The organism is Tenacibaculum sp. 1_MG-2023 (assembly GCF_030547425.1).
Classification (GTDB): domain Bacteria; phylum Bacteroidota; class Bacteroidia; order Flavobacteriales; family Flavobacteriaceae; genus Polaribacter.
Genome location: NZ_JAUORH010000023.1, coordinates 21,273 through 46,079 on the forward strand (window position 1 = coordinate 21,273; position 24,807 = coordinate 46,079).

24 protein-coding genes and 1 pseudogene are annotated in these 24,807 nt (G+C 31.2%); 16 read left to right on the forward strand and 9 right to left on the reverse strand.

Annotation, left to right across the window (positions count from 1 at the left end; all coding sequences use genetic code 11):
- Position 1: 1 nt before the first annotated feature.
- Complete coding sequence (gene gmk, locus Q4517_RS13485; RefSeq protein ID WP_303510383.1) at positions 2-583, forward strand: guanylate kinase; 582 nt, start codon at positions 2-4, stop codon at positions 581-583.
- A gap of 87 nt (positions 584-670) precedes the next feature.
- Here gmk and Q4517_RS13490 read toward each other — a convergent pair whose 3' ends face one another.
- Both Q4517_RS13490 and Q4517_RS13495 read right to left on the reverse strand, forming a co-directional pair.
- Positions 671-1,228: a hypothetical protein gene (locus tag Q4517_RS13490; protein ID WP_303510384.1), complete on the reverse strand. Its 558-nt coding sequence runs from the start codon at positions 1,226-1,228 to the stop codon at positions 671-673.
- Between the two features lie 12 nt (positions 1,229-1,240).
- Complete coding sequence (locus tag Q4517_RS13495; RefSeq protein WP_303510385.1) at positions 1,241-2,842, reverse strand: hypothetical protein; 1,602 nt, start codon at positions 2,840-2,842, stop codon at positions 1,241-1,243.
- A 199-nt stretch (positions 2,843-3,041) separates the two neighbouring features.
- Between Q4517_RS13495 and nadD the strand changes: the two genes are divergently transcribed.
- From nadD to Q4517_RS13515, 4 genes are all read left to right on the forward strand, one after another.
- The gene (gene nadD / locus Q4517_RS13500) at positions 3,042-3,629 is read left to right on the forward strand and encodes a nicotinate (nicotinamide) nucleotide adenylyltransferase (RefSeq protein ID WP_303510387.1); all 588 of its coding nucleotides are present in this window, start codon (positions 3,042-3,044) and stop codon (positions 3,627-3,629) included.
- 48 nt (positions 3,630-3,677) lie between these two features.
- Positions 3,678-4,541 carry a M23 family metallopeptidase gene (locus tag Q4517_RS13505; protein WP_303510389.1) on the forward strand — a complete coding sequence of 288 codons (864 nt, stop codon included), beginning with the start codon at positions 3,678-3,680 and terminating at the stop codon, positions 4,539-4,541.
- A gap of 63 nt (positions 4,542-4,604) precedes the next feature.
- Positions 4,605-6,101, forward strand: a complete 1,497-nt coding sequence (locus Q4517_RS13510; RefSeq protein WP_303510390.1) for a GH3 auxin-responsive promoter family protein — start codon at positions 4,605-4,607, stop codon at positions 6,099-6,101.
- Between the two features lie 8 nt (positions 6,102-6,109).
- Positions 6,110-6,676 (forward strand): MOSC domain-containing protein, encoded by a 567-nt coding sequence (locus Q4517_RS13515; protein ID WP_303510393.1) that lies wholly within the window; start codon positions 6,110-6,112, stop codon positions 6,674-6,676.
- Here the strand turns inward: Q4517_RS13515 and Q4517_RS13520 are convergent.
- The 6 genes from Q4517_RS13520 to Q4517_RS13545 form a co-directional block, all read right to left on the reverse strand.
- On the reverse strand, positions 6,666-7,421 hold the full coding sequence (locus tag Q4517_RS13520; protein ID WP_303510396.1) for an HD domain-containing protein: 756 nt from the start codon (positions 7,419-7,421) through the stop codon (positions 6,666-6,668). The two genes, Q4517_RS13515 and Q4517_RS13520, sit on opposite strands and share 11 nt — an antisense overlap.
- 63 nt (positions 7,422-7,484) lie before the next feature.
- Positions 7,485-8,081: a TetR/AcrR family transcriptional regulator gene (locus Q4517_RS13525; protein ID WP_303510398.1), complete on the reverse strand. Its 597-nt coding sequence runs from the start codon at positions 8,079-8,081 to the stop codon at positions 7,485-7,487.
- Between the two features lie 210 nt (positions 8,082-8,291).
- Positions 8,292-9,863, reverse strand: a complete 1,572-nt coding sequence (locus Q4517_RS13530) for a S41 family peptidase (RefSeq protein WP_303510400.1) — start codon at positions 9,861-9,863, stop codon at positions 8,292-8,294.
- Positions 9,850-10,278, reverse strand: coding sequence for a dCMP deaminase family protein (locus Q4517_RS13535; protein ID WP_303510402.1), 429 nt, complete (start codon positions 10,276-10,278; stop codon positions 9,850-9,852). Before Q4517_RS13535 ends, Q4517_RS13530 begins: the two co-directional genes overlap by 14 nt.
- A 68-nt stretch (positions 10,279-10,346) precedes the next feature.
- Entirely contained in the window at positions 10,347-10,928 is a 582-nt protein-coding gene (locus Q4517_RS13540; RefSeq protein ID WP_303510404.1) for a HupE/UreJ family protein, read from the reverse strand.
- A 9-nt stretch (positions 10,929-10,937) separates the two neighbouring features.
- A complete protein-coding gene (locus tag Q4517_RS13545) occupies positions 10,938-11,399 on the reverse strand; it encodes an Lrp/AsnC ligand binding domain-containing protein (RefSeq protein ID WP_303510406.1) in 462 nt (153 codons plus the stop codon).
- 62 nt (positions 11,400-11,461) lie between these two features.
- Here Q4517_RS13545 and Q4517_RS13550 point away from each other — a divergent pair, with 62 nt between their 5' ends.
- Together Q4517_RS13550 and Q4517_RS13555 are read left to right on the forward strand one after the other, a co-directional pair.
- Positions 11,462-12,718: a Y-family DNA polymerase gene (locus tag Q4517_RS13550; protein WP_303510409.1), complete on the forward strand. Its 1,257-nt coding sequence runs from the start codon at positions 11,462-11,464 to the stop codon at positions 12,716-12,718.
- A 25-nt stretch (positions 12,719-12,743) separates the two neighbouring features.
- Complete coding sequence (locus Q4517_RS13555) at positions 12,744-13,202, forward strand: LexA family transcriptional regulator (protein WP_303510411.1); 459 nt, start codon at positions 12,744-12,746, stop codon at positions 13,200-13,202.
- A gap of 57 nt (positions 13,203-13,259) precedes the next feature.
- Here Q4517_RS13555 and Q4517_RS13560 read toward each other — a convergent pair whose 3' ends face one another.
- Positions 13,260-13,670: a BrxA/BrxB family bacilliredoxin gene (locus Q4517_RS13560; protein ID WP_073182156.1), complete on the reverse strand. Its 411-nt coding sequence runs from the start codon at positions 13,668-13,670 to the stop codon at positions 13,260-13,262.
- Between the two features lie 116 nt (positions 13,671-13,786).
- On the opposite strand from Q4517_RS13560, the gene Q4517_RS13565 reads away from it, so the two are divergent.
- The 9 genes and pseudogenes from Q4517_RS13565 to Q4517_RS13605 all read left to right on the forward strand — a co-directional run.
- Positions 13,787-14,548, forward strand: coding sequence for a TerB family tellurite resistance protein (locus Q4517_RS13565; protein WP_303510416.1), 762 nt, complete (start codon positions 13,787-13,789; stop codon positions 14,546-14,548).
- A gap of 54 nt (positions 14,549-14,602) precedes the next feature.
- Positions 14,603-16,516 (forward strand): OmpA family protein, encoded by a 1,914-nt coding sequence (locus Q4517_RS13570; RefSeq protein WP_303510418.1) that lies wholly within the window; start codon positions 14,603-14,605, stop codon positions 16,514-16,516.
- Between the two features lie 118 nt (positions 16,517-16,634).
- Entirely contained in the window at positions 16,635-20,042 is a 3,408-nt protein-coding gene (ileS, locus tag Q4517_RS13575) for an isoleucine--tRNA ligase (protein WP_303510421.1), read from the forward strand.
- Between the two features lie 4 nt (positions 20,043-20,046).
- A complete protein-coding gene (locus tag Q4517_RS13580) occupies positions 20,047-20,424 on the forward strand; it encodes a TraR/DksA C4-type zinc finger protein (RefSeq protein ID WP_115900129.1) in 378 nt (125 codons plus the stop codon).
- A 130-nt stretch (positions 20,425-20,554) separates the two neighbouring features.
- Positions 20,555-21,121 (forward strand): DUF4097 family beta strand repeat-containing protein, encoded by a 567-nt coding sequence (locus Q4517_RS13585; protein WP_303510424.1) that lies wholly within the window; start codon positions 20,555-20,557, stop codon positions 21,119-21,121.
- A 75-nt stretch (positions 21,122-21,196) separates the two neighbouring features.
- Complete coding sequence (locus Q4517_RS13590; protein WP_303510426.1) at positions 21,197-23,089, forward strand: peptidase M61; 1,893 nt, start codon at positions 21,197-21,199, stop codon at positions 23,087-23,089.
- A 125-nt stretch (positions 23,090-23,214) separates the two neighbouring features.
- A complete protein-coding gene (locus tag Q4517_RS13595) occupies positions 23,215-23,805 on the forward strand; it encodes a lipoprotein signal peptidase (RefSeq protein ID WP_303510428.1) in 591 nt (196 codons plus the stop codon).
- A 44-nt stretch (positions 23,806-23,849) separates the two neighbouring features.
- A complete protein-coding gene (locus Q4517_RS13600) occupies positions 23,850-24,452 on the forward strand; it encodes a DUF4230 domain-containing protein (protein WP_303510431.1) in 603 nt (200 codons plus the stop codon).
- A gap of 93 nt (positions 24,453-24,545) precedes the next feature.
- A pseudogene (locus Q4517_RS13605) lies at positions 24,546-24,807 on the forward strand (IS982 family transposase); the annotation flags it as partial.

Consider the following 24,807-nt stretch of genomic DNA (forward strand, 5'->3'; position numbering starts at 1 on the left):
AATGGCGAAAGAGTTTAAAGGGAAATTATTTGTGTTTTCAGCACCATCAGGTTCAGGTAAAACTACTATTGTGCGTCATTTGTTAGCACAAGAACGGTTTAATTTGGAGTTTTCTATCTCTGCTACATCTAGAGCACCAAGAGGAGAAGAGGTTGATGGGAAAGATTATTATTTTATTTCAGCAAAAGAATTCAAGCAAAAAATAAAAAACGACGAATTTTTAGAGTGGGAAGAAGTATATAGAGATAATTTTTATGGAACGTTAAAAACAGAAGTTGAACGAATTTGGGCACAAGGAAAACATGTAATTTTTGATATTGATGTAGTTGGAGGCCTACGTATAAAAAAGAAATTCCCAGCAGAAACCTTAGCTGTGTTTGTTAAACCACCAAGTGTTGATGAATTGAAGATTCGTTTAAAGAAAAGAAGCACCGAAAGCGAAGACAAAATTAATATGCGTATAGCTAAAGCATCAGTAGAATTAGCCACAGCGCCACAGTTTGATAAAATCATCAAAAACTACGATTTACCAGTAGCTTTACAAGAAGCAGAAGATTTAGTAGATGATTTTTTAGAGTTATAAAAAGAGAACTTAAAACAAAAAATATAAAAAAACCATCATTTCATAATTGAAATGATGGTTTTTGTTATGTTCTAAAAGATGTTTTTCTTAAAAAAGAATATAAGAAAATTCTAATCCTATTGTTGGATAAACTCTGTCTAACTTAGAGTTGAAATCTTTTGCATAGCCAACACCAGCATTTACATTAAAAAGCCAATTTCCACCTAGACTTCTCTGGATTCCCCAGTGTAATTCACTAAAAAGTATATTGTTTGCTACATCTTCTTTTTTAGAAGAAAAAGTTCCTTGTAAAGCAAAGTAATTACCAGAGTTATAACTAATACTTTTTCCTTTCTTTATTCTATTTTCTCTATTATAAACATATTTTAATTTACTCCTTAATCTTAGAACAGGAAAAGTATTAAAGTCTATTCTAAAAGATTCTTCTAAAAAGGGAAGGTTTCTGATATAGCTACCGGCTCCAATACCCGCTCCTGCTTCAAAAGTAAACTTGTTATTTAAAGGAATTTCGTACGATGCGTCTAACCCCGTTAAATAATAATTGACCTTAAATTGACTGGTTAAATCTGTATTTAATTTTTCTTGAGAAAAAGTTATGCTTATTACAAAGAAGCATAAAACAATACTAAAAATATTTTTTTTCATTATAACTATTGATTAATATTCAACTCTAAATTTAGAACCACCCCATTGTCTATTGTAGTATGCTCCCGATTCCATATCAACAGAAACACTTCCAACAATATCCCAAGAAAACTTTAAATCCAAAACAAAATCTGAATTATCATCTCTAAAACTCAATAAGGCCTTATCTACTTTGAAATTTTTAGGTAGATTAAATGTTCTTCGTGCTATAGCTAGTCTTTTTACCTCTACAATTTCATTTTCAAAGAAATATGCTATAGGTTTATATTTGTCTTTATTTGGATCGTAATTTGTTATTATAACTGCGCCTTTTTGATTTTTCCTTAAATCAACTAAGGTGTTTTGTAATGCTTTTCCAGCATAAGAGTAAAAATCTTTACTTTTAAAGTTTAAAACGTTCTTTCCAGAAATATTTACAACAGCAACTTTATTCGCTCCTCCTTTAAACAAATTTTTGATATTAATATCTAAATCTATAAATTTTTTTCTTACATATTTTTTGGGGGTAAATACAGGCTTATTGGCATACATTACTAAGTCATTATAACTTAATTGAGTAGATGTTAGGGTTTTGTTGTCTAAGTCATAAACACCAGATAAATAACTAATTGTTTCTTTTTTTTCTAAAAGCTTTTTTATGTAAGAACTTATTTTAGTGTAAACTTTTTTAGCTTCTTTTGAATTAATGCTTATGTCTATATTTCTCGTTTTCATTGTAAAAATAGATTTTTTATTTTTAATATAGACTTTATTAGCGCTTCTATCTGAAAACCACCCAAACCAAGTTTTTTGTTTAAATTTAGCTTGCATATATACATCAGTAAAAAGCCAGTAATCCTCCGCAGCAAAGACCGTTCTTAGTTTTTTCTTACTGTTAAACTTGTATTCACAAGCGTAAGATTTTCCAAAAATATTATCTATCCATCCGTCTTTGGTGTTTAAGCAAACACTAAAATGAGATGTATTAGTAGGAAGGCCAATATTAGGAGTTGGAGTACCACCTCCACTTCCACCACCTTCAGGGTATTCTATCTCTCTTGGAGGTTCTATTCTCATATTAGGTAATTTATTTTTGTCTGGAATATATAACTCTACCAAATCACTCTTGTAAGCTTTACCTTTGTTTACCTTAGAGTTTATATCGTCTAATAACTTTCTGTTTTCCTTGTTAACACTAAATATTCCTTTTGACGTGTATTTATATATCTTGCCGGCAACTTCTATTTCTCCTTTTTCATTAAGTAAGTTGGCAAATAATTCATTTTGGATAAGGTTTTCTTCAGGGTATCCATTTTTATTACTTTTATTCAGATATCTTTTCTGTTTATTATAGTAAAAAGATTCCGCTTCTTCCTCTGTTAAATACCCAGCAACTTTTAAAGGGGTAAATCCATCATTGTAAAACTTATCAAAGCCTTCTTTAGGGTTTTCCATTTCCTTAAGAGTATTATAGGTTTCTTTTAATGAATTAATATCTTTAAATATTAAAACCCCATTGTTGTATTCACCATTTAATGTTTTATTGGTTAGTTTTTCTTTAATCGGTATGTCGTTTTCATTATTACAAGAAAACATTATAAGGGTTGTAAAAAATGTTAATAGTGTTTTTTTCATAGTAAATTTATTTAAAAAAATGATTGTGATAATTAATTTGTTTTTTCTTTAATAGATAAGAAAGATCATAACTTTCTTGATGTTTAAAACAATTGAAAATTAATTAACCCTAATTTTTAAGAAATAAATTTTATTTGATGGGTAAAAAAGTAAAATGAATACAATATTTTTACAGTTAATTAAATAACAGTAATATTTAATGGTTAAAAACATAGGATTATACTTCGGGACTTTTAATCCAATTCATATTGGGCATTTAATTATAGCCAATCATCTAGTTGAAAACTCAGATTTAGATGAAATCTGGATGATGGTAACACCTCACAACCCTTTTAAAAAGAAAAGCTCGTTATTAGATAATCATCATCGTTTAGAAATGGTGTATTTAGCAACTGAAGGATATGAGAAAATTCAGCCTTCAGATATCGAGTTCAAACTGCCACAACCAAATTACACCATAAATACGTTAGCACATATTTCAGAAAAGCACCCTAATTATAAGTTTAGCCTAATTATGGGGGAAGACAACCTGAAAAGTTTGCATAAATGGAAAAACTATGAGTTTATTTTAGAGGATTATAATATTTATGTTTACCCCAGAATATCAAAAGGTGTTGTAGAAAATCAATTTAAAGATCACGAGAAAATTCATAGAGTTGAAGCACCTATTGTACAAATATCTTCAACCATGATTCGGAATGCAATAAATGAAGAAAAAAACTGTAAACCTTTGTTGTCTGATAAAGTGTGGAAGTATATAGACGAGATGAATTTTTATAAAAAATAGTTTCGCCGTTTTTTCGTTGTATATTTGAAATCCAAACAAGTATAAAACGTGGCAAAAGATAAAAAAAAGCGAAAGCTAAAACAAAAACTTACCGATAAATATCGCTTAGTAATTATAAATGAAGATACCTTTCAAGAACGATTTTCTCTAAAGTTATCACGATTAAATGTTTTTGTATTTGGAGGGGTGTTTTCTATACTTCTCATTGTACTCACCACTTTGTTAATTGCTTTTACGGGTATACGTGAATATATACCAGGTTATTCATCAACAGCCTTAAAAAGAAAAGCTACCAGATTAACATACGAAGCAGATTCTTTAAAAACTAGACTGTCAGTTATTGAAAGTTACACAAAAGCTTTAAAGCCAGTTTTAACAGGTCAAATTGAGCCCGAAAAGATAGACTCCATAACAAAAGAAATGAAAACCATTGCTTTTGATGAAAGTAAGTTACAGGCATCTAGGGAAGATTCATTGTTTAGAGAAAAAATTGAAGGAAAAGATTTATTTCCTTTATATAATGCAGGGGAAAATAGAGTTAAAAATGTATTCTTTTCACCTTTAACAGGAAGCATATCACAACCATTTGATGTTAATGACAAACATTATGCGATTGATATAGTAGCAAAAACAGGTACACCTGTAAAAGCAGTAGCAGACGGAACAGTTATTTTAGCAGAATGGACAGCAGAAACTGGATATGTAATGACCATACAGCATTCTAACGAATTTATATCAGTATATAAACATAATGGAACTTTGTTAAAGCAACAAGGTGATGTTATAAAATCGGGAGAAGCAATTGCAAGTGTAGGTTCTACAGGAGAATTAACTACAGGGCCTCATTTACACTTTGAATTGTGGAATAACGGATTTCCAGTTAACCCAAAAAATTATATAGATTTTCAGTAAGTAAGAGTAAAGATAATATAGCTAAAAACAGCGTTGAATCATATTTAAAATAGTAAAGATATAATGAGTATAAAATCAGCATTAGCAATTCCATTTGCGAAAATTGTTCGTAAGCAAGTATATAAATGGGCAAATAACCCACACAAAACTCAAGAAAAAGTTTTTGAATATTTGGTTACAGAAGGATGTAAAACAGCGTTTGGAAAAGATCATGATTTTATATCAATTAATAATTACGAAGATTTTAAAAAAAGAGTTCCAATTAACGATTATGAAGGTTTACGTCATTATGTAGATAGAGTTGTAGCTGGAGAAGAGAATGTTTTGTGGAAAGGAAAGCCTTTGTATTTTGCTAAAACTTCAGGAACAACCTCAGGAGCAAAATATATTCCTATTAGTAAAGAATCCATGCCCACACATATCAAAGCAGCTAGAAATGCTTTGTTGTTTTATATTACAGAAACAAACGATGCTAGCTTTGTTGATGGGAAGATGATTTTTTTACAGGGAAGTCCAGTTTTAGAAGATAAAAACGGCGTGAAATTAGGGCGGTTAAGTGGAATAGCAGCGCATTATGTCCCAAATTACCTCTTAAAAAACCGTTTACCGAGTTGGGAAACCAACTGTATTGAAGATTGGGATACCAAAGTAGATAAAGTAGTTGAAGAAACCTTGCCAGAAAACATGACGGTAATTAGCGGAATTCCATCATGGGTACAAATGTATTTTGAACGTTTGATAGAGAAAACAGGTAAGAATGTTTCCGAACTCTTTCCAAACTTTAACTTCTTCGTGTATGGAGGGGTAAACTTCGAACCATACAAGAACAAGTTTGAAGCGTTAATTGGAAAAAAAATAGACTATGTAGAATTGTATCCAGCATCTGAAGGGTTTATTGCATACCAAGATTCGCAAACCGAAAAAGGTATGTTATTACAATTAAACTCCGGAATGTTTTATGAGTTTATTCCCGCGAATGAGTTTTTTGATGAAACCCCGACAAGAATATCATTAAAAGATGTTCAGTTAGGAGTGAATTATGTTATTATTCTTAATACTTCAGCCGGATTATGGGGATATAATATTGGAGATACAGTTGAGTTTACTTCGTTAAAACCTTATAGAATAAAAGTAACAGGACGTATAAAGCACTTTATTTCTGCCTTTGGAGAGCACGTTATAGGGAAAGAGGTAGAAAAAGCATTGAATGATGCTATAAAAGGAACTGATGTGAATGTGAGTGAGTTTACAGTAGCTCCACAAGTAAATCCTGAAAGTGGATTGCCCTATCACGAGTGGTTTATTGAGTTTGAAAATGAACCTGAAAACTTAGAAGAATTAGCATCTAAAATTGATGCTTCTATGCAAGAGCAGAATGTTTATTATTTCGATTTAATTGAGGGTAAAATTTTATGCCCTCTTATTATCAGAAAAGTGGAAAAAGGAGGTTTCCATGAATATATGAAATCTATAGGAAAGTTTGGAGGTCAGAATAAAATTCCACAATTATCAGACAACCGAAAAATTGCGGATGTATTGCAGAATTTTTTAATTGAATAAAAAATAAAATGAAAATTATAGCCACAAACATAGGAGAAAGAAAAGAAATTGATTGGAAAGGGAAAACTGTTACCACAGGTATTTTTAAGTTTCCTGTTGAGAAACCTATCTTTTTAGATGTTGAAAAAGTAAAAGATGATGTTATTTGTAATAGAGAACATCATGGAGGAATAGATCAAGCAGTATATGCCTATTCAGAGAAACATTATGCATATTGGAAAGAGTTGCATCCTAATTTGGATTGGATGTATGGAATGTTTGGTGAAAATCTGACTGTTTCGGATTTAGAGGAAAGTCAATTGCACGTGGGAGATACTTTTAAAGTAGGAGAGGTTATTATTGAAGTAACTAAACCACGTCAACCATGCATGAAGCTAGGAGTGCGTTTTAATGATATGAAAATCGTAAAACAGTTTTGGCAACAAAACATACCAGGAGTTTACTTTAAAATATTGCAAACAGGTTATGTAAAGTCAGGTGATAAGTTTGAGCAAATAAAAAGCTGCCCTCAAAATCCAACCATCGAAGAGGTATATAAGACTAAGAGGGAAGCCAAGTTTACCTCTAAAAAGTAAATTTTTTAGAATCTAAAATATTTTTTGAAGCTATAGAGGCAAATCCCATTTTGTATAAAATATCAGCTCTAGTATTTTCTTTATGGTTTAATGTTTTCATAGTTTCAATAATATCTTCCTTAAAACCATTTCTATGATATGTTTTATGAACTTTTTTAATAAAAGAAGTTGGAACTTGAAAATAGTGTGAACCAATTACATCCATGGCAGCGCCTCTTGAAAGTAGATAAGCTTCGTTACCAAATTTCTTTTTATCTACACTAGGATATAAGTGCATATCAATAGCAGTTTTAATAGCGGAAGCTTTATCTTCACTATCGTTTTTCTTTACAAATTCATTTGCAAAAGAGCCTCCGTAATTGGCAAAACATTGTTTACTGCACACATGGTTGTGAGTATCTGTTAAACCAATATCATGTAGTATTGAGGAAACAAATAGTAACTCTTCATCATAGTGTAGTTTTTCTGAAAGAGCAATACCAGCAGACCAAAAAAAGGTTCTATAAGAATGGTAAAGTAATATAGGGTTACATAAATCATTTGCCTTTTCTAAAGCTAGTTTAGATAGCTTAGAATCTGGAATGTTTATAGTATCAAAATCAAACTTTATTTTAGATTTAATACCGATTTTATATAGTGTTTTAGTGAAACTCTCTTTTAATTTTGAGGTAATTAAAAGCTTTTTAAACTGCTGGATTTCTTTTCTGTTGAGTACAGATGGACTATAATTATTATGTATTTGCATTGCTTGTTTTTTAGAAAAAAGCAAAGATAAAATAAAAACATACTAATCGGTATGTTTTTAGGGTTAAGACTGTTTTAAACTAGTTAAGTAAAGTTTTAATTGATTTAAATGATGGGTATAAGTATCTATCTTGTTGCTTAATTTTCCTAAAGCTCTAGTTCCCCAATAGCTAGCTATAATAAAATTAGCAACTTCTTCAGCATTAATATTTGAGTTAAAAGTATTATTTTGTTGTTCTTTGGTAATAGAAGTAGCAATAGCATTTGTCCATAATGACTTTGCTTCATCAAGAGCTTCTTTAAAATCATTGTCCAAAGGAGACATTTCTTGAATTAAGTTAGCCAGAGGACAACCATATTCTATGGTTAAAAAAGAATTGTGTAAAAGTAATTCTTCAATCATTGTATATAAAGAATGATGTAAACTGGTAGAAGAAGAAAGAAAACTTACAGAAAAATAAATGGTTTTGGATTGTATTACCTCTTTAATAACAGCAATTCCCATTTGCTTTTTATTTTTAAAATGATAATAAAAAGCACCTTTTGTTACTTTAGTAGTCGCTATAATTTCATCAATACTGGTAGATTGATATCCCTTTTTATAAATAAGCTCAAAAGCTTGTTGTAAAATAGTTGCTCTTGTATTTGCAGATTTCTTCATTTGTAGTAGCTTACTTTTTATTGATTTATGCGTAGCACAAATTTACTATTATACGTAACAAAAAAGTAAGATAAAAAAACTATAGTTTAAGCTAAAAGAATTGACTACAAAGGGTTATTCCACCCATGTATAAAGTTTTCAACAATAAAACCAAAGAATTTAAAAGTTATAATTACAGACGCAATTGTTCCAATTATTTTTAACGTCTTCTTATTCATTTTGCTTTTGTTCTAACTCAAACACTTTTTGAAGCATTTTATCATCTTTTTGGTCTACTTTATACAAACCTTCATCGCTAAAAAGCTCACGAGCAATTAATACTCTTAAGTTACTACGAAGTTGATTTTTTGTTCTTTCCGAAAGTCTAAAATCTTTTAGTTTTGTTAAGAATTTATCTGAAACCTCTTTGTTTTTATCAAAATTGCTAATAAAATCTTCAACTGTTAATGAAGCGAGTTTTTTACGGTTATCATCTACATACGAAAAAGCGAAGTCATTTAAAGGGCGGAAGAAAATTGTAGGAACATAAGCTGAGGTATCTACAGCTACAAAATGATCAGGAATAATTCCACCACCACCGTATACAACTTTTCCTTTTGGTGTTGTAAACTTTAAACTATCAATAGTTTTAATACTGTCTTTAGTGAATAATTCACCATTTTCTAATCGAAGTTCAAAATCGTGACTGTATTCTTCGGCATCAGCTTCTTTTTTGTAAGGTTTTTGAATAGAACGTCCTGTTGGAGTATAATACCTAGCAGTAGTTAATCGTACAGCAGAACCATCTCCTAAGTCCATTTCTTGCTGTACCAATCCTTTTCCAAAAGAGCGACGTCCAATAATAATACCTTTGTCATTATCTTGCAAGGCCCCAGCTACAATTTCAGAAGCAGAGGCGGAGTTTTCATCAATTAGTACATATAACCCACCGTGCTCAAAATCACCTTTATCAGTAGCGAAAGACTCTACAATATCTCCTTTGTTATTTTTAGTAAATACAATCAGTTTTTCATCTTCCAAAAACTCGTCAACAATATCATTAGCAATATCAATAAAACCACCACCATTTCCACGAAGATCTAAAACCAAATCAGTCATTCCTTTGGTGAGTAATTTATTTAAAGAAGATTTAAACTCAATATAGGTGTTACGAGCAAAACGATCTAATTTTATATAACCAACACTATCGTTTAGCATATAAGCAATATCAACACTTTTAATATTTACTTTACCACGATTAATAGTGACGTTAAAAACGCTATCATTGGTTTTTCTATAAATTTGCAAATCAACTTTAGTGTTTGGCTTTCCTTTTAAAGCTTTCATTATTTGGGAAGTTTGCAGTTTTTTCCCATAGAGTGTATCCTTGTCTGCAAGTAAAATTCTATCACCTGCTTTAATGCCTGCTTCAATACTTGGTCCACCTTTAATAGGTTCTATAACGGTAATAGTATCACCAATCATACGAAATTGAACACCTATTCCAACAAAATTACCTTGCATGTTTTCGGTAACTAATTGTAAGTTTTCTTTAGGAATGTATACTGAATGAGGGTCTAATTTACCTAGCATTTCGGCAATGGCTCCATCTAATAAATCATCTGTGTTAACAGCATCAACATAATCACTTTGAATGTAGTCAATTAAGCGTTTTATTTTTCGTTCGCTTGACGAGCTTTTTCCAATAAGACTGCTTGAATTTCCGTTGCTAAAAAAAGTTCCGATAAGAATTCCAAAAACTACAGCAATAGATAAATATATAGGTAAATTATTCTTGTTCATAAGGTAAATAAGTCAGTTCGACACCAGCTTTCTCTAAAAATTCTAATCCTGACCGGTCTTTGTATGCTTGTGCATATACTACACGTTTTATTCCTGCTTGATGTATTAATTTACTGCATTGTTGGCAAGGAGAAAGTGTAATATATAAAGTAGCACCTTTACATGATTGTGTAGAAGAAGCTACTTTTAAAATAGCATTGGCTTCGGCATGCAACACATACCATTTGGTGTATCCTTCTTCGTCTTCACAATAATTTTCAAAACCAGAAGGAGTACCATTATAACCATCAGAAATAATCATTCGATCTTTAACAATTAAGGCGCCTACTTTTTTACGAATACAGTGAGAAAGTTGTCCCCATTCATTTGCCATTTTTAAATAGGCAATGTCATATTTTAATTGTTTTTTTTTCAAACTTTTTAGCGTGATTTTTCTTAGATAAGCTAAGGTAATTAGATTTGAGTTAGTTAGTCGTTAATTTTTCACCAAAAAACGCGGTTAAACATCATTTGTAGCGCAAAACCAATAACGATAGAAGACATGATTAAAATCCAATCACGACGATTTACACTAAAGATTGATTGTACTAGTGCTCCAATTAATAAAATACCCAATACAATAATAATTTGTGCTACTTCTACACCTAAGGCAAATTCTAATAAAGGTAAAAATTTATCAGAAGTTTTTCCAATCATAATTTTAAAATAGTTAGAAAAACCAAGCCCGTGAATTAGCCCAAAGAATAAAGCAAAAAATAAATTCTGGTTTTCTTTTCCTACCGATGCTTTTTTTGCGGTTAATACATTCATTAATCCCGTAATAAAAATAGTTAACGGAATTAAAAACTCAATTAAATCTGCTCGTACATTTAAAATTCCGTATGCCGAAAGTGCTAAAGTTATTGAGTGACCAATAGTAAACAAAGTAATTAACCATAAAACTTTTGTCCACTGTTTAAATTGATACACAACAGCTAATACAATTAAGAATAAAATGTGGTCATAGGCTTTAAAATCTAGTACGTGAAACAAGCCCATTTTAAAGTAGAAGATAAAATCGTTCATTAGGGATTTTTAAATTTTTATTTGTCGATCTATTTGTTGGTCTAAAGATATAAAAGTTTCGGTTCTTGAAACTCCTTTTATGGTTTGAATATCCTTATTTAACAAATGCATTAAGTCCTCGTTGTTTTTACACAGTATTTTAATGAAAATAGCATAGTTACCAGTAGTATAGTGACTTTCTACAATCTCAGGAATTTCTTTTAAGCGTTTAATTGCCGAAGAATATAAGCTAGAAGAATCTAAAAATACACCAACAAAAGCGGTAGTAGTATATCCTAATGCTTTTGGGTTTAATACCATTTTGTAACCATCAATTAAATCCGATTCGTCTAACTTTCGTAATCGTTGATGAATGGCAGCACCAGATATCCCCACTTCTCGAGCAATACTTAAAATAGGTGTACGTGCATCTTTAACAAGGCGTTTGATAATGATTTTATCAATTCCGTCAATTTTTAATTTTCTAACCATGAAACAAAAATAAGGAAAGTTAGTTAGAGTTCATTTTTTCAATATTCTGTACCTTTACAACTATGTATGCGTTGGTAGATTGTAATAACTTTTATGCTTCTTGCGAGCGGGTTTTTAATCCGAATTTGCAAGGGAAACCTATGGCTATTTTAAGTAATAACGATGGTTGCGTTATTTCAATGAGTGATGAAGCTAAAGACTTGCAACTTCCATTTGGAGCACCAATTTTTAAGTGGGATCAGTTTTGTAAAAACAATAATATCTCAGTGCTGTCGTCAAATTATCCGTTGTATGGTGATATGAGCGCTAGAGTGATGAAAATTTTAGAACAATTTTCTCCAGATGTGGAAGTATACTCTATTGATGAAGCATTTTTGCAATTCAAAGGTTTTGATGAATATAATTTTAATTCTTATGGAACTGAAATAAGAAGTAGAATTTTACAATGGACGGGGATTCCAACTTGTGTAGGAATTGGACCAACAAAAGCGTTGAGTAAAGTAGCTAATAAAATTGCACGAAAATTTTTGAAAGAAACAGGTGGAGTGTGTGTGATTGATTCCGAAGAAAAAAGAATAAAAGCATTAAAATGGACTTCTATAGAAAGTGTTTGGGGAATTGGAAGAGGTATACAAAAAAGACTACAAGCTAAAGGATGTATAAAAGCGTACGATTTTACACAGTTAAATGATGATTGGGTGTTGAAAAACCTTTCAATAACAGGTTGGAAGTTAAAAAAAGATTTAGAAGGAGAGCCTAAAATACAATTAGATGAACCTACTAATAAAAAAGCAATAGCAACAACCCGAAGTTTTGAATATACATTTTCGGACTTAGATAATATTAAAGAAAGAATCTCAACGTTTGCTGTAAGTTGTGCAGAAAAATTACGAAAGCAAAACTCAAGTTGTCATATGATAATAGTGTTATTGCGTAGTGATTATCATAAAAAAGAAACTGAACAACATCGAGCAAGTAAAACAGTTGTACTTCCATACCCGACAAACTCCACATTAACAATAAGTAAAAGTGCAGTACAAGCGGTAGCAGCTATTTTTAAAGCCGGGATAAAGTATAAAAGAGCAGGAGTAATTGTAACAGGGTTGGTACCTTCAGACAATTATCAGATAGATATGTTTGCAAGTGAAAATCCGAAGCACGCCTCTTTAATGAGTGCGATTGATAAAATTAATCAGACTTATAAAGCAGATAAGATTAAATTAGCAAACCAAGATTTACAACGTACTTGGAAGATGCGTCAAGAACGATTATCACCAAAATATACTACAAATATTAACGATATTATTAAAGTAAAATAAGCTTAGTTAAACAACAAATAATAAGATGTTACGAAAATTAAAACCAGTAAAAGCATCAGAGGCATTGACTTTTTTCTTACCAAAAGAGTTAAATGAAAGTGAAGGAGCTATTTTAATGGATACAGGTATTTCTGCGGGCTTTCCTTCTCCTGCTGATGATTTCAGGGAAACGCGTATTTCTTTAGATGAAGAACTTATTAGAAATAAAGAAGCTACCTTTTTTGCAAGAGTAAGTGGTCAGTCGATGATTGGTGCAGGTTTAGATGATAATGATTTACTGGTAATCGATAGAAGTATTCCGCCAACCAATAATAAAATAGCAGTGTGTTTTTTAGATGGAGAGTTTACCGTAAAACGATTAAGAGTTGAAGATAGTGAAGTTTGGTTGCAGCCTGAAAATCCAAATTACCCAATCATAAAAATTACAGAAGAAAATAATTTTATCATTTGGGGAGTTGTAACCAATGTAATTAAGAAAGTATAAAAAAATCCAGCAAACTGCTGGATTTTTTATTTTAATAGGTTTTGTTCTAAATAAAAATTAACAAAACTCGTCGTAAGCAGCGGCTAGATTTTGCGCAATAGCTTGTGCAGAACGACCTTCAATATGATGACGCTCTAACATGTGTACTAAATTACCATCTTTAAATAAAGCAATTGCAGGAGATGATGGAGGGAAAGGAATCATATATTCTCTTGCCTTCGCTGTAGATTCTTTTTCTACACCTGCAAAAACTGTAGTTAAGTTTGTTGGAGTTTTATCTGCTCCTAAAGAAGCAATAGCACCAGGTCTTGCAGTACCTGCAGCACACCCACAAACAGAGTTTACCATTACTAACGTAGTTCCTTCTTTGGCTAAAGCATTGTCAACATCTTCAGCAGTATATAAAGCTTCAAAACCAGCGTCAATTAATTGATCACGCATTGGTTTTACTAATTCTTCTGGATACATATTTTTGAATTAAAATTTAAGGCAAAGATACTTCTTTTCGTGGCAACAATCAACTTGAAATATGTATGGAGATAGATTGGTAATGTTTTATCTTTGTGGCCTCTAAAAAACAAACAATGGGAAAATTTGCAAAATGGCTTGGAGCAGGAGCTGGCTTTACATTAGGAGGTCCAATAGGAGCTGTTATAGGGTTTGCTGTAGGAAGTTTTATTGATGGAATTTCTGTAGAAGATTTCGTACAAGAACAGCAAGAATATCAAAAAAAGACAGGAGGTCAACCAAGAAGAGGAAGAGCCACGTCAGGTGATTTTGAAATAAGCTTATTAATATTAGCGTCTGTAGTTATAAAATCTGATGGAAAGATAGATAAACGTGAGTTAGATTATGTTCGTTCATACTTTGTGAAAATGTATGGCAAAGAACGAGCAAATCATGCATTCAAATTGTTTAGTGGGATTATTAAAAAACAAGTATCTACACGTCAAGTTTGTTTACAAATACGTCAGTATATGTCGCATGCTACACGATTACAGTTACTACATTTTTTGTTTGGAATAGCAAAAGCAGATGGGCAAGTAACTAGTGTAGAGGAAGAAGAGATTAGAAAGATAGCAAGTTACTTGTATATTAACGAATACGATTATTCTTCAATAAAGGCAATGTTTTATGACGAATCTGATAGTGCTTATAAAATGCTTGAAATAACAAAAGAATCCACTAACGATGAGGTAAAGAAAGCTTATCGTAGAATGGCAAAAAAATACCATCCAGATAAGCTTCAAAATTTAGGAGAGGAGCATAGAAAAGGAGCCAAAGAAAAATTTCAAAAAATACAAGCAGCTTATGAACAAATTAAAAAAGAACGAGGAATAAGCTGAAATTTCAAAAAAATGAATGTTTTTAGTGTTGTTTAACTACAAAAGATAGAAGATATGGGAAAACAGTTAGTAGTATTGTTTATTTTTTTTAGTGGTATTTGTTTAGGGCAAAGAAAGTATACAGCTGACAAATATTTTGAAGAGTTTGCTTATAAGAAAGCGGCAGAATTATACGAGAAAATTTATGATAAAGGAAATGAATCATACGAAGTTATTAGTCGTTTAGGAGATTCTCATTATTATAATTCAGAGTTTTTGGAGGCCGAAAAATGGTATAAACTTTTAATGGATAACTATGAAAGTATGACTTCGCCAGAATATTTTTTTAGATATGCACAATCTTTAAAAAGTAATGGTAAAATTAAAGAGTCTGATAAATGGCTTTTAAAGTTTAGTGAAATTAAAGAGAATGATTCAAGAGGGCAAGCTTTAGAGAAAAATGAAGGTTATTTTAACAAATATAGTAATGGAAAAAAGAAAACATTTGTAAATATAACCAATCTCTCAGTCAATACTCAGTATTCTGACTTTGGTGGGTTTACCTATGGTAATGAGCTTTATTTTGCTTCTACAAAACCTGTTGGAGAAAATGACAAACTATATAAATGGAACAACCAACCGCATTTAAACATCTACAAAGCAAATGAAGTTTATAATGAAGAAAAACAAATAATAGATTTAGAAAAAGAAGAAATAATTTCATCATTAAGTTCACAATATCACGAATCTAATGCTGTAATTACTTCAGATGGTAAAACAATGTACTTTACCAGAACAAATTTTAATGGGAAGAAATTAGAAGGAGGAGATAATCAAATAGCATATCTTAAAATATATAAAGCAGAGTTTGAAAACGGAGAGTGGGGAAACATAAAGGAACTTCCATTTAATAATGATAATTATTCTGTAGGGCACCCAACTTTAAGTCCAGATGAGAAAACATTGTATTTTATTTCAGATAAGCCAAATGGTTTTGGAAAAACAGACATATACAAAGTAGCACTTTTAGAAAATAACATTTACGGAGAACCAGTAAATTTAGGAAAAGAAATAAATACTGAAGGAAGAGAAATGTTTCCTTTCATAGCTAAAAACAATACCTTGTATTTCGCTTCAGACGGTCATCTAGGTTTAGGAGCGCTTGATATTTTTGAATCAAAAAATAATTCAGGTACTTATCAAAAACCAAATAATTTAGGTGCTCCAATAAATGGATCGTATGACGATTTTGCTTTTGTTATAGATGATGAAAAGAACAAAGGTTTCTTCTCTTCTAATAGAAAAGGAGGAAAAGGAGACGATGACATTTATAGCTTTATTTTATATAACTGTAAAGAAGATATAACAGGTGTAGTATCAGAAGAAAAAAGTAATAAACCAATCTTAGGAGCAACAGTTAAATTAATTGATTCTAATGGTAAGGTTCAAGCACAGCAAATAACAGGAGAAAATGGAAGTTATAGGTTTGTTGAAGTTGATTGTCAGAAAAATTTTGTAGTTATAGCAGAAAAAGAAGATTATAAAGCAGACACAAAACAATTACAAACCCTTGATGTAAATAAACAGCTTGTTACTACAAACTTATCATTAAAACCATTGATTATAGAAGATCAAATTGTGATTAACCCTATTTATTTTGATTTTGATGAGTATGCAATAAGAAAAGATGCAGAATATGAGTTAGAACATATTGTTTCGGTAATGAAAAATCACCCAGAAATGATAATTAGAATAGAATCGCACACAGATAGTAGAGGATCAAAAGAATACAATAAAAAGCTATCTGATAAAAGAGCAAAATCAACAAAAGCTTACATTGTTTCTAGAGGGATATCTTCAGAAAGAATAGAAAAAGCACTAGGTTATGGTGAAGAAAAACTATTAAACGATTGTGATGAAACAACAAAATGCTCTACAAAAGAGCATCAAAAAAATAGAAGATCTTATTTTTATATAGTTAAAAAATAACAATTATAACCTATAAAGTATCAAAAACACCTCAATTTTGAGGTGTTTTTTTATATCTCAAATTCAACAATTACAAGAAAATACGTAATTTCGCACATTCAATTAATAAACCGACAAAATGAGTAAGAAGTTTACTGAATACAAAGGATTGGATTTACCAAAAGTAGCAGAAGAAATATTAAACTATTGGGAAGAAAACAACATCTTTGAAAAAAGTATTACTACACGTGAAGGAAACGAACCATTTGTGTTTTTTGAAGGACCACCTTCAGCAAACGGTTTACCAGGAATTCACCACGTAATGGCACGTGCCATTAAAGATATTTTTTGTCGTTATAAAACCCAAAAAGGATACCAAGTTAAGCGTAAAGCAGGTTGGGATACGCATGGTTTACCTGTAGAATTAGGGGTTGAAAAAGAATTAGGAATCACCAAAGAAGATATTGGAACCAAAATTACGGTTGAAGAATACAATGAAGCTTGTAAAAAAGCGGTAATGCGTTATACCGATATTTGGAATGACCTAACTCAAAAAATGGGATATTGGGTAGATATGGAAGATCCATATATTACTTATAAACCAAAATATATGGAATCAGTTTGGTGGTTGTTAAAGCAAATCTATGATAAAGATTTGCTGTATAAAGGGTATACTATTCAACCGTATTCACCAAAAGCTGGAACAGGATTAAGCTCGCATGAGTTAAATCAACCAGGAACGTATCAAGATGTTACCGATACTACAGTAGTAGCTCAGTTTAAAACAATAAAAGAAACCTTACCAGAGTTTTTACAAGTTGAAGGAGATGTACATTTTTTAGCTTGGACAACAACTCCATGGACACTTCCATCAAACACAGCATTAACGGTTGGTCCAAAGATTGAATATGTTTTAGTAAAAACATTTAACCAATACACCTTTGAGCCAATTCAAGTTGTGTTGGCTAAAAACTTAGTGTCAAAACAATTTGCAGGGAAGAAGTTTAATCAAGTAGAAGATGTAGCTGAATTAGTAAATTATACTAAAGAAGATAAGCAAATTCCTTATGCAATTGTAAAAGAATTTATCGGAAAAGATTTAGTAGGTATTAAATACGAGCAATTATTACCATTTGCTTTACCATATCAAAATCCAGAAAATGCTTTTAGGGTAATTTCAGGAGATTTTGTTACTATTGAAGACGGTACAGGTATCGTACACACAGCACCTACCTTTGGAGCAGATGATGCGTTAGTTGCAAAACAAGCAACTCCAGAAGTGCCGCCAATGTTAGTATTAGACGAAAATGAGAATCCAGTTCCGTTAGTAGATTTACAAGGGAAGTTCCGTCCAGAAATGGGGGAGTTTGCAGGGAAGTATGTGAAAAACGAATACTATGCCGACGGAGAAGCACCAGAGAAATCGATAGATGTAGAGCTAGCGATTCAACTAAAAACAGAAAACAAAGCCTTTAAGGTTGAAAAATATGTGCACAGTTATCCGAACTGTTGGCGTACCGATAAACCAATTTTATACTATCCATTAGATTCTTGGTTTATCAAAGTAACCGATGTAAAGGATACAATGTTCGATTTAAATGAAACTATTAATTGGAAACCAAAATCAACAGGAGAAGGACGTTTTGGTAACTGGTTAAAAAATGCGAATGATTGGAACTTGTCACGATCTCGTTTTTGGGGAATTCCATTACCAATTTGGCGTACTGAAGATGGAACAGAGCAAGTTTGTATCGGTTCTGTAGCTGAATTAAAAGAAGAGATTCAAAAGTCAGTTGATGCAGGTATAATGTCTGAAGATATTTTTGCTGATTTTGAAGTAGGAAATATGTCTGAAGATAACTATGATAAAATCGACTTACATAAAAATGTAGTTGATAAAATTATCTTAGTTTCGGCATCAGGAAAACCAATGAAGCGCGAAAGCGATTTAATTGATGTATGGTTCGATTCTGGTTCTATGCCGTATGCACAGTGGCATTATCCGTTTGAAAATAAAGAACTCATCGATAATAAAGAAAGCTATCCAGCGAACTTTATTGCTGAAGGAGTAGATCAAACTCGTGGATGGTTCTATACCTTACACGCAATTGGAACGATGGTATTCGATTCAGTAGCATATAAAAATGTAGTGTCTAACGGATTGGTGTTAGATAAGAACGGGCAAAAAATGTCGAAGCGTTTAGGAAATGCAGTAGATCCGTTTACTACATTGTCAGAATATGGTCCAGATGCAACGCGTTGGTACATGATTTCAAATGCAAATCCATGGGATAACTTAAAATTTGACTTAGCAGGAATAGAAGAGGTGAAACGTAAGTTCTTCGGAACTTTATATAACACCTATTCATTCTTCTCTCTATATGCAAATATTGACAACTTTACGTATAGCGAAGCTGAAATAGCTATTAATGAACGACCAGAGATTGATCGTTGGATTTTATCTGAATTAAATACCTTAGTTCAAAAAGTAGATAAATTTTATGCTGAATATGAGCCTACTAAGGCAACCAGAGCTATTTCTGATTTTGTACAAGATCACTTAAGTAACTGGTATGTACGTTTATGTAGAAGACGTTTCTGGAAAGGAGAGTATGCACAAGATAAAATCTCTGCATACCAAACGTTATACACCTGTATGTTAACGGTAGCTAAATTAGGGTCTCCAGTAGCTCCTTTCTTTATGGATCGTTTATATAAAGATTTAGTGAATGCTACAGGAAAAGAAAGTTTTGAAAGTGTACATATAGCAGAGTTTCCAAAATACAATGCTGATTTAGTAGATAAGTCATTAGAGCGTAAAATGGAAAACGCACAAACCATTTCTTCGTTAGTTCTATCTCTAAGAGCTAAAGAGAAAATTAAAGTACGTCAACCGCTACAAAAAATAATGATTCCTGTACTGGATGCAACGCAGAAGGAAGAAATTTTAGCAGTAGCTGACTTAATAAAATCAGAAGTTAACGTTAAGGAGATAGAATTATTAGACGATGCTTCAGGAATTTTGGTAAAACAAATCAAACCAAATTTTAAGGCTTTAGGACCTAAATTTGGGAAAGAAATGAAGCTGATAGCAAATCAAATTCAAAACTTTACACAAGAAGATATCGTTAAAATTGAAAAAGATGGTGAAATTTCTGTAAAAGTTAATGATAAAATGATTACTTTAGGAACCGCAGATGTGGAGATTTCATCAAAAGATATCGAAGGCTGGTTGGTAGCAAATGCAGAAGGGTTAACAGTAGCTTTAGATGTTACGATAAACGATAGTTTAAGAAAAGAAGGTGTGGCAAGAGAATTAATTAATAGAATTCAAAACGCACGAAAAGACACAGGTTTAGAAGTAACCGATAAAATAAAATTAACCATTTTACAAGCGAACGATTTAGAAGAATCGGTATTAGCAAATGAAAACTACATTAAGACAGAAACATTAACAAACGAATTAGTTTTTGTTGATGATTTAAAGAATGGTACAGAAATTGAGTTTGATACCATTAAAAGTAGAATGTTAATTGAAAAAATATAGCATTATGGATGATGTTAAAATAAGATATTCAGATAGTGATTTACTAGAGTTTAAGGAAATCATTCAAAAGAAAATTGAAAAAGCTGAAGAAGACTTAAAATTGTTACAAGCATCGTATAAAAACGGTTCAGATAATGGAACTGATGATACGTCGCCAACATTTAAGTCTTTTGAAGAAGGGTCAGATACGATGGCTAAAGAAGCAAATATGCAGTTAGCCATACGTCAGGAAAAATTTATTCGTGACTTAAAAAATGCCTTAGTTCGTATTGAAAATAAAACCTATGGTATTTGTAGAGTTACAGGTAAGCTAATTCAAAAAGAACGCTTAAAGTTAGTACCACATGCTACTTTAAGTATTGAAGCAAAACGCAAACAATAACGTATTAAAGTTAAAAATAAACAGAGCCTCTTTTAGAGGCTTTTTTTGTATGAAAAAATATCTATTGTTTTTACTTATGCTAAGTGTTCATTTTCTTTACTGTCAAGAAAAAATAATACAGAAAAGAAAAATGTTAGCAAACGAACTCGAAGTCGTTACTTACGGTTTGGACGATATTGTAATTGAAAATTCAAAAGATGAACAACTCGAAGTAGTTTTATTAGATGAAAACCCACATACACATAATATATTATTTAAAAAAGAAGGAAAAGTTTTTACAATAACATTTGAGTTAAATATTCCAGCATTAAAAAATGAAGTCTTTCGAAAATATATAACGAGGAGACTAGAAAGAGCAAGAGCAGTTATAAAAGTTCCCAAAAATAAACATATAAGCATTCATGGAAGAACGATTGGAGTAACTTCAAAAAGTTATAAAGGAGATGTAAATATCTATATAGAAAGAGGAAATATAAAGTTAAACACAATTAAAGGAAACTCAAGTATAGATCTTTTTCAAGGCAATGTTTTTGCTAATATTGATAAACAAACAAGTTTGGGGTTAAAAACTAACAACGGAACAATCCTTATAAATGGAGAAAGAAAAATATCTCTATTTTCTAAAGAAATAACATTTACTTCTAAAATACTTACAATAAATTCAATTCATGCTAACTTAAATATAGGATTAGAGTAATTAACAAAATTTTATAATAGTTGCACGTAACAAAACATACATCACTTTGTCTAATGGATAATTAAAAACTAAGAAATGAACAAAAGTATACTAACCGCAGCCATTACAGCATTGATATTAACAAGCTGTAACTCTACAAAAAAAGCAACAAACGATTTAGCCGTTCAAACGCCAATTGTAACAACCTTAGATTTAACAAAGGTAGATAATGATAAAGTACCTGTAACGATTAATCCAGGTAGATTTACTGTTGAAAAAGTAACCTATCGACTACCAAGAGTAGTTCAAGGAACGTACTCTGTAAGTGATTTTGGTAAATATATAGATAGCTTTAAGGCTTTAGATTATGAAGGAAATGAATTAGAAGTTACAAAAGCTGATACCAATACATGGGAAATTACCAATGCTGAAAAATTAGATAAAGTAACGTATTTAGTAAATGATACTTTTGATATGGAAGTCTCAGGAGGAATTGGAGGAGAGGCCCCATTTTCACCAGCAGGAACCAATATAGAGCCTACCAATTATGTATTAAACCTTCATGGATTTGTAGGATACTTTGATTCTTTAAAAAATAGTCAATATAAGTTAGATGTTGTATCGCCTACCAACTTTACAAGAACTTCTGCATTACAAGAAGTAGGAACAAAATCAAGTAAAGATGGTTCAACGTTAACGTCAAGCTATTTTGCACCACGCTATTTTGATATTACAGATAACCCTATGTTTTATGGAGAATTAGATGTAGAAGAGTTCAAAGTTGGTGATATTAAAATTGTGTTAAGTGTATATTCTCCAAACAAAAAACACTCAGCTGAAAAAATTAAAGCTGTGATGGAAAAAATGATGCAAGCGCAAAAAGCATATTTAGGAAGCATTAATAGTACGGCACGTTATGATATTTATTTATATTTATCTGACGGAACTGAAAAAGCACCTAAAGGATTTGGAGCTTTAGAACACCACACATCAACTGTGGTAGTGTTACCAGAAGCAATGCCAGATGAAGCATTAGCAAAAAGTATGATTGATGTAGTATCTCACGAGTTTTTCCATATTGTAACTCCGTTAAGTGTACATTCAGAAGACGTACATTACTTCGATTACAACCAGCCAACATTCTCTAAGCATTTATGGATGTATGAAGGAATTACAGAATACTTTGCTACATTATTTCAAGTAAATCAAGGTTTGGTAACAGAAGATGAATTTTACAGTAAAATTATGGGTAAAATTAAAACAGCATCTTCTATGAATGACGCTATGAGTTTTACTAAAATGAGTGAAAATGTATTAGACGAGCCTTATGCTTCTCAGTATTACAATGTGTATCAAAAAGGAGCTTTAATAGGGATGTGTATTGATCTTTTAATGCGTGAAGAAAGTAATGGAAATAGAGGTGTGTTATCATTAATGAAAGAGTTGTCATTAAAATATGGAAAAAATAAACCATTCGAGGATGATAAATTAATTGAAGAAATTACTGAAATGACATATCCTTCAATAGGAGAATTCTTGAATACACATGTAGTAGATGGTACGCCAATTAATTATAATGAGTTTTTTGCAAAGGCAGGATTAGTATTAGATGAATCAAAAGTGAAAACAAATTATATCCAAAATAATGGAGCTATGATTGTGAGAGCAGATAAAGCAACAAAAACTATCCGATTTACAGAAGCTGTAAAAGACAACAGCTTTTGGGCTGAAAATGGAGCACAATCTAATGATGCAATCAAAGAAGTAGATGGAGCAGCTATAACAAAGGAAAACGCAAACCAAATTTTTACTAAAATGTTTATGTGGCAACCAGGAAACAAAGTTGAAGTAAAATTAGAAAGAGATGGTAAAGAGGTGGTTATTAAAACAACCTTAACGCAGTCGTATACAAAAGGAACTAGCTTAAAAGAAAACCCAAAAGCAACACAAGAACAAAGAGAACTAAGAAAAGTTTGGTTAAAAGGATAATATCTTTTATCTAACCATATATTAAAGACCAATATGTCTAAAGGACTATTGGTCTTTTCTTTCTAAAAATCAGAAGAAAAACATAAAAATAGTTTTCTTATTTTTGTTTCCATTAAATAGAAAAAATGTCTAAAAAACACATCGCAATACTTACTGTAATTCTGGCAATTTTAATTGATCAAATTAGTAAAATTTACATCAAAACACATTTTCAGCTAGGAGAAGAAGTAGTTGTTTTTAACGATTGGTTCAAAATCCATTTTACCGAGAATAATGGTATGGCATGGGGCTTTGAATTTGGTGGAAAAACAGGGAAGTTGTTTTTAACCTTATTTAGAGTTATTGCGGTTACAGGTATTGTGTATTGGTTGTGGCAATCTATCAAGAAAAAAGCGCATACAGCTGTTATCATTGCGATAGCGCTAATTTTAGCAGGAGCAGTAGGTAATATTATCGATTCTGTTTTTTATGGAATTATTTTTGATTCTTCATACCACAACGTGGCAACACTTTTTTCAGATAATCCTTACGGAGAACTATTTCACGGAAAAGTAGTAGATATGTTATACTTTCCTATTTACGAAGGGGAAAGTTTTACCTTTTTTAATGCTATTTTTAATGGTGCAGATTCTTGGATAACGATAGGAGTTGCTTTACTTTTTATCTTTAATAAACAAGCATTTCCTAAAGAAGAAGAAACAAAACAAGCTTCATAAAAGCACTTTAAATACTTTTCCTATATTTATAGAAAAAGAAAACGATGCGCTTACTAAAATATCTTGCTGTCTTTGTATTAGGATTTTTAATTGCAAAATTATGGTATGAAAAGAAGGAAGAAAAGTACGAGCAAGAAGAAATTCAGGTGGTTTTAAACGGAATTCAGAATCTAAGTAAGTTGGTGGTTTCAGAAGGAAGTTTCTCTGAAATGTACAGCTTTATGGATGCCAAAAAATATTTTTATGGATACCTTACATTTGAAAAGAAAGCAATGCTTTCTGTAAATGCTAAAGTTGAGGTGGGGTATGATTTATCAGAACTAGAAATCCAGATAGACAGTATCGGTAAACAAATCATCATAAATAAAATTCCTAAAGAAGAAATTCTAATTTCTCCCGACATTAAATATTTCGATTTACGACAAAGTCAGTTCAATACCTTTTCTAAACAAGAACTGAATAAGTTGAATGCTAAAGCTATTGAAAAGATTAAATCGACAATAACTGTATCTCAACTACAAGAAGATGCTAAAACTCGTTTGTTTGAAGAATTATCGAAGATTTACCAACTCTCTAAAATTTATAATTGGAAAGTGGTGGATAATACGAATTCTGGTGTTTTTGAAAGGCTGTTACTAAAAGATTAAATCTAATAACCCGTTGTGCATTATGATTTAAAATAAAAAAGTTGTTCATCTTACTGATAATCAGCAATTTGTTTTAACCACAAAATATTAACAATGAACAACTTAAATGCAAATTACGAAAGAATATTGAAAGTGTTACAAAAAATATCAAAACACCAGCTTTTAACCTACCAAAGAAGACAGCCAAAGCTAAATGATTTGGAATTAATAAGTTTAAGTCTTACTGCTGAATATATGGGCATTGATAGTGAAAACAATCTGTTCAGACAGCTTCCTGATACTATTTCATCAAAAATTGAGCGAAGTGTTTATAATCGTAGAAGAAGAAAACTAATCAATCATATTGATAATATTC

Excerpts from the sequence above, each read along its gene's own strand:
- gmk (WP_303510383.1), top strand. The coding sequence starts at position 2 with ATGGCGAAAGAGTTTAAAGGGAAATTATTTGTGTTTTCAGCACCATCA.
- Q4517_RS13490 (WP_303510384.1), bottom strand. The coding sequence starts at position 1,228 with ATGAAAAAAAATATTTTTAGTATTGTTTTATGCTTCTTTGTAATAAGC.
- Q4517_RS13495 (WP_303510385.1), bottom strand. The coding sequence starts at position 2,842 with ATGAAAAAAACACTATTAACATTTTTTACAACCCTTATAATGTTTTCT.
- nadD (WP_303510387.1), top strand. The coding sequence starts at position 3,042 with ATGGTTAAAAACATAGGATTATACTTCGGGACTTTTAATCCAATTCAT.
- Q4517_RS13510 (WP_303510390.1), top strand. The coding sequence starts at position 4,605 with ATGAGTATAAAATCAGCATTAGCAATTCCATTTGCGAAAATTGTTCGT.
- Q4517_RS13515 (WP_303510393.1), top strand. The coding sequence starts at position 6,110 with ATGAAAATTATAGCCACAAACATAGGAGAAAGAAAAGAAATTGATTGG.
- Q4517_RS13520 (WP_303510396.1), bottom strand. The coding sequence starts at position 7,421 with ATGCAAATACATAATAATTATAGTCCATCTGTACTCAACAGAAAAGAA.
- Q4517_RS13525 (WP_303510398.1), bottom strand. The coding sequence starts at position 8,081 with ATGAAGAAATCTGCAAATACAAGAGCAACTATTTTACAACAAGCTTTT.
- Q4517_RS13530 (WP_303510400.1), bottom strand. The coding sequence starts at position 9,863 with ATGAACAAGAATAATTTACCTATATATTTATCTATTGCTGTAGTTTTT.
- Q4517_RS13540 (WP_303510404.1), bottom strand. The coding sequence starts at position 10,928 with ATGAACGATTTTATCTTCTACTTTAAAATGGGCTTGTTTCACGTACTA.
- Q4517_RS13545 (WP_303510406.1), bottom strand. The coding sequence starts at position 11,399 with ATGGTTAGAAAATTAAAAATTGACGGAATTGATAAAATCATTATCAAA.
- Q4517_RS13550 (WP_303510409.1), top strand. The coding sequence starts at position 11,462 with ATGTATGCGTTGGTAGATTGTAATAACTTTTATGCTTCTTGCGAGCGG.
- Q4517_RS13555 (WP_303510411.1), top strand. The coding sequence starts at position 12,744 with ATGTTACGAAAATTAAAACCAGTAAAAGCATCAGAGGCATTGACTTTT.
- Q4517_RS13560 (WP_073182156.1), bottom strand. The coding sequence starts at position 13,670 with ATGTATCCAGAAGAATTAGTAAAACCAATGCGTGATCAATTAATTGAC.
- Q4517_RS13565 (WP_303510416.1), top strand. The coding sequence starts at position 13,787 with ATGGGAAAATTTGCAAAATGGCTTGGAGCAGGAGCTGGCTTTACATTA.
- Q4517_RS13570 (WP_303510418.1), top strand. The coding sequence starts at position 14,603 with ATGGGAAAACAGTTAGTAGTATTGTTTATTTTTTTTAGTGGTATTTGT.
- ileS (WP_303510421.1), top strand. The coding sequence starts at position 16,635 with ATGAGTAAGAAGTTTACTGAATACAAAGGATTGGATTTACCAAAAGTA.
- Q4517_RS13580 (WP_115900129.1), top strand. The coding sequence starts at position 20,047 with ATGGATGATGTTAAAATAAGATATTCAGATAGTGATTTACTAGAGTTT.
- Q4517_RS13585 (WP_303510424.1), top strand. The coding sequence starts at position 20,555 with ATGTTAGCAAACGAACTCGAAGTCGTTACTTACGGTTTGGACGATATT.
- Q4517_RS13590 (WP_303510426.1), top strand. The coding sequence starts at position 21,197 with ATGAACAAAAGTATACTAACCGCAGCCATTACAGCATTGATATTAACA.
- Q4517_RS13595 (WP_303510428.1), top strand. The coding sequence starts at position 23,215 with ATGTCTAAAAAACACATCGCAATACTTACTGTAATTCTGGCAATTTTA.
- Q4517_RS13600 (WP_303510431.1), top strand. The coding sequence starts at position 23,850 with ATGCGCTTACTAAAATATCTTGCTGTCTTTGTATTAGGATTTTTAATT.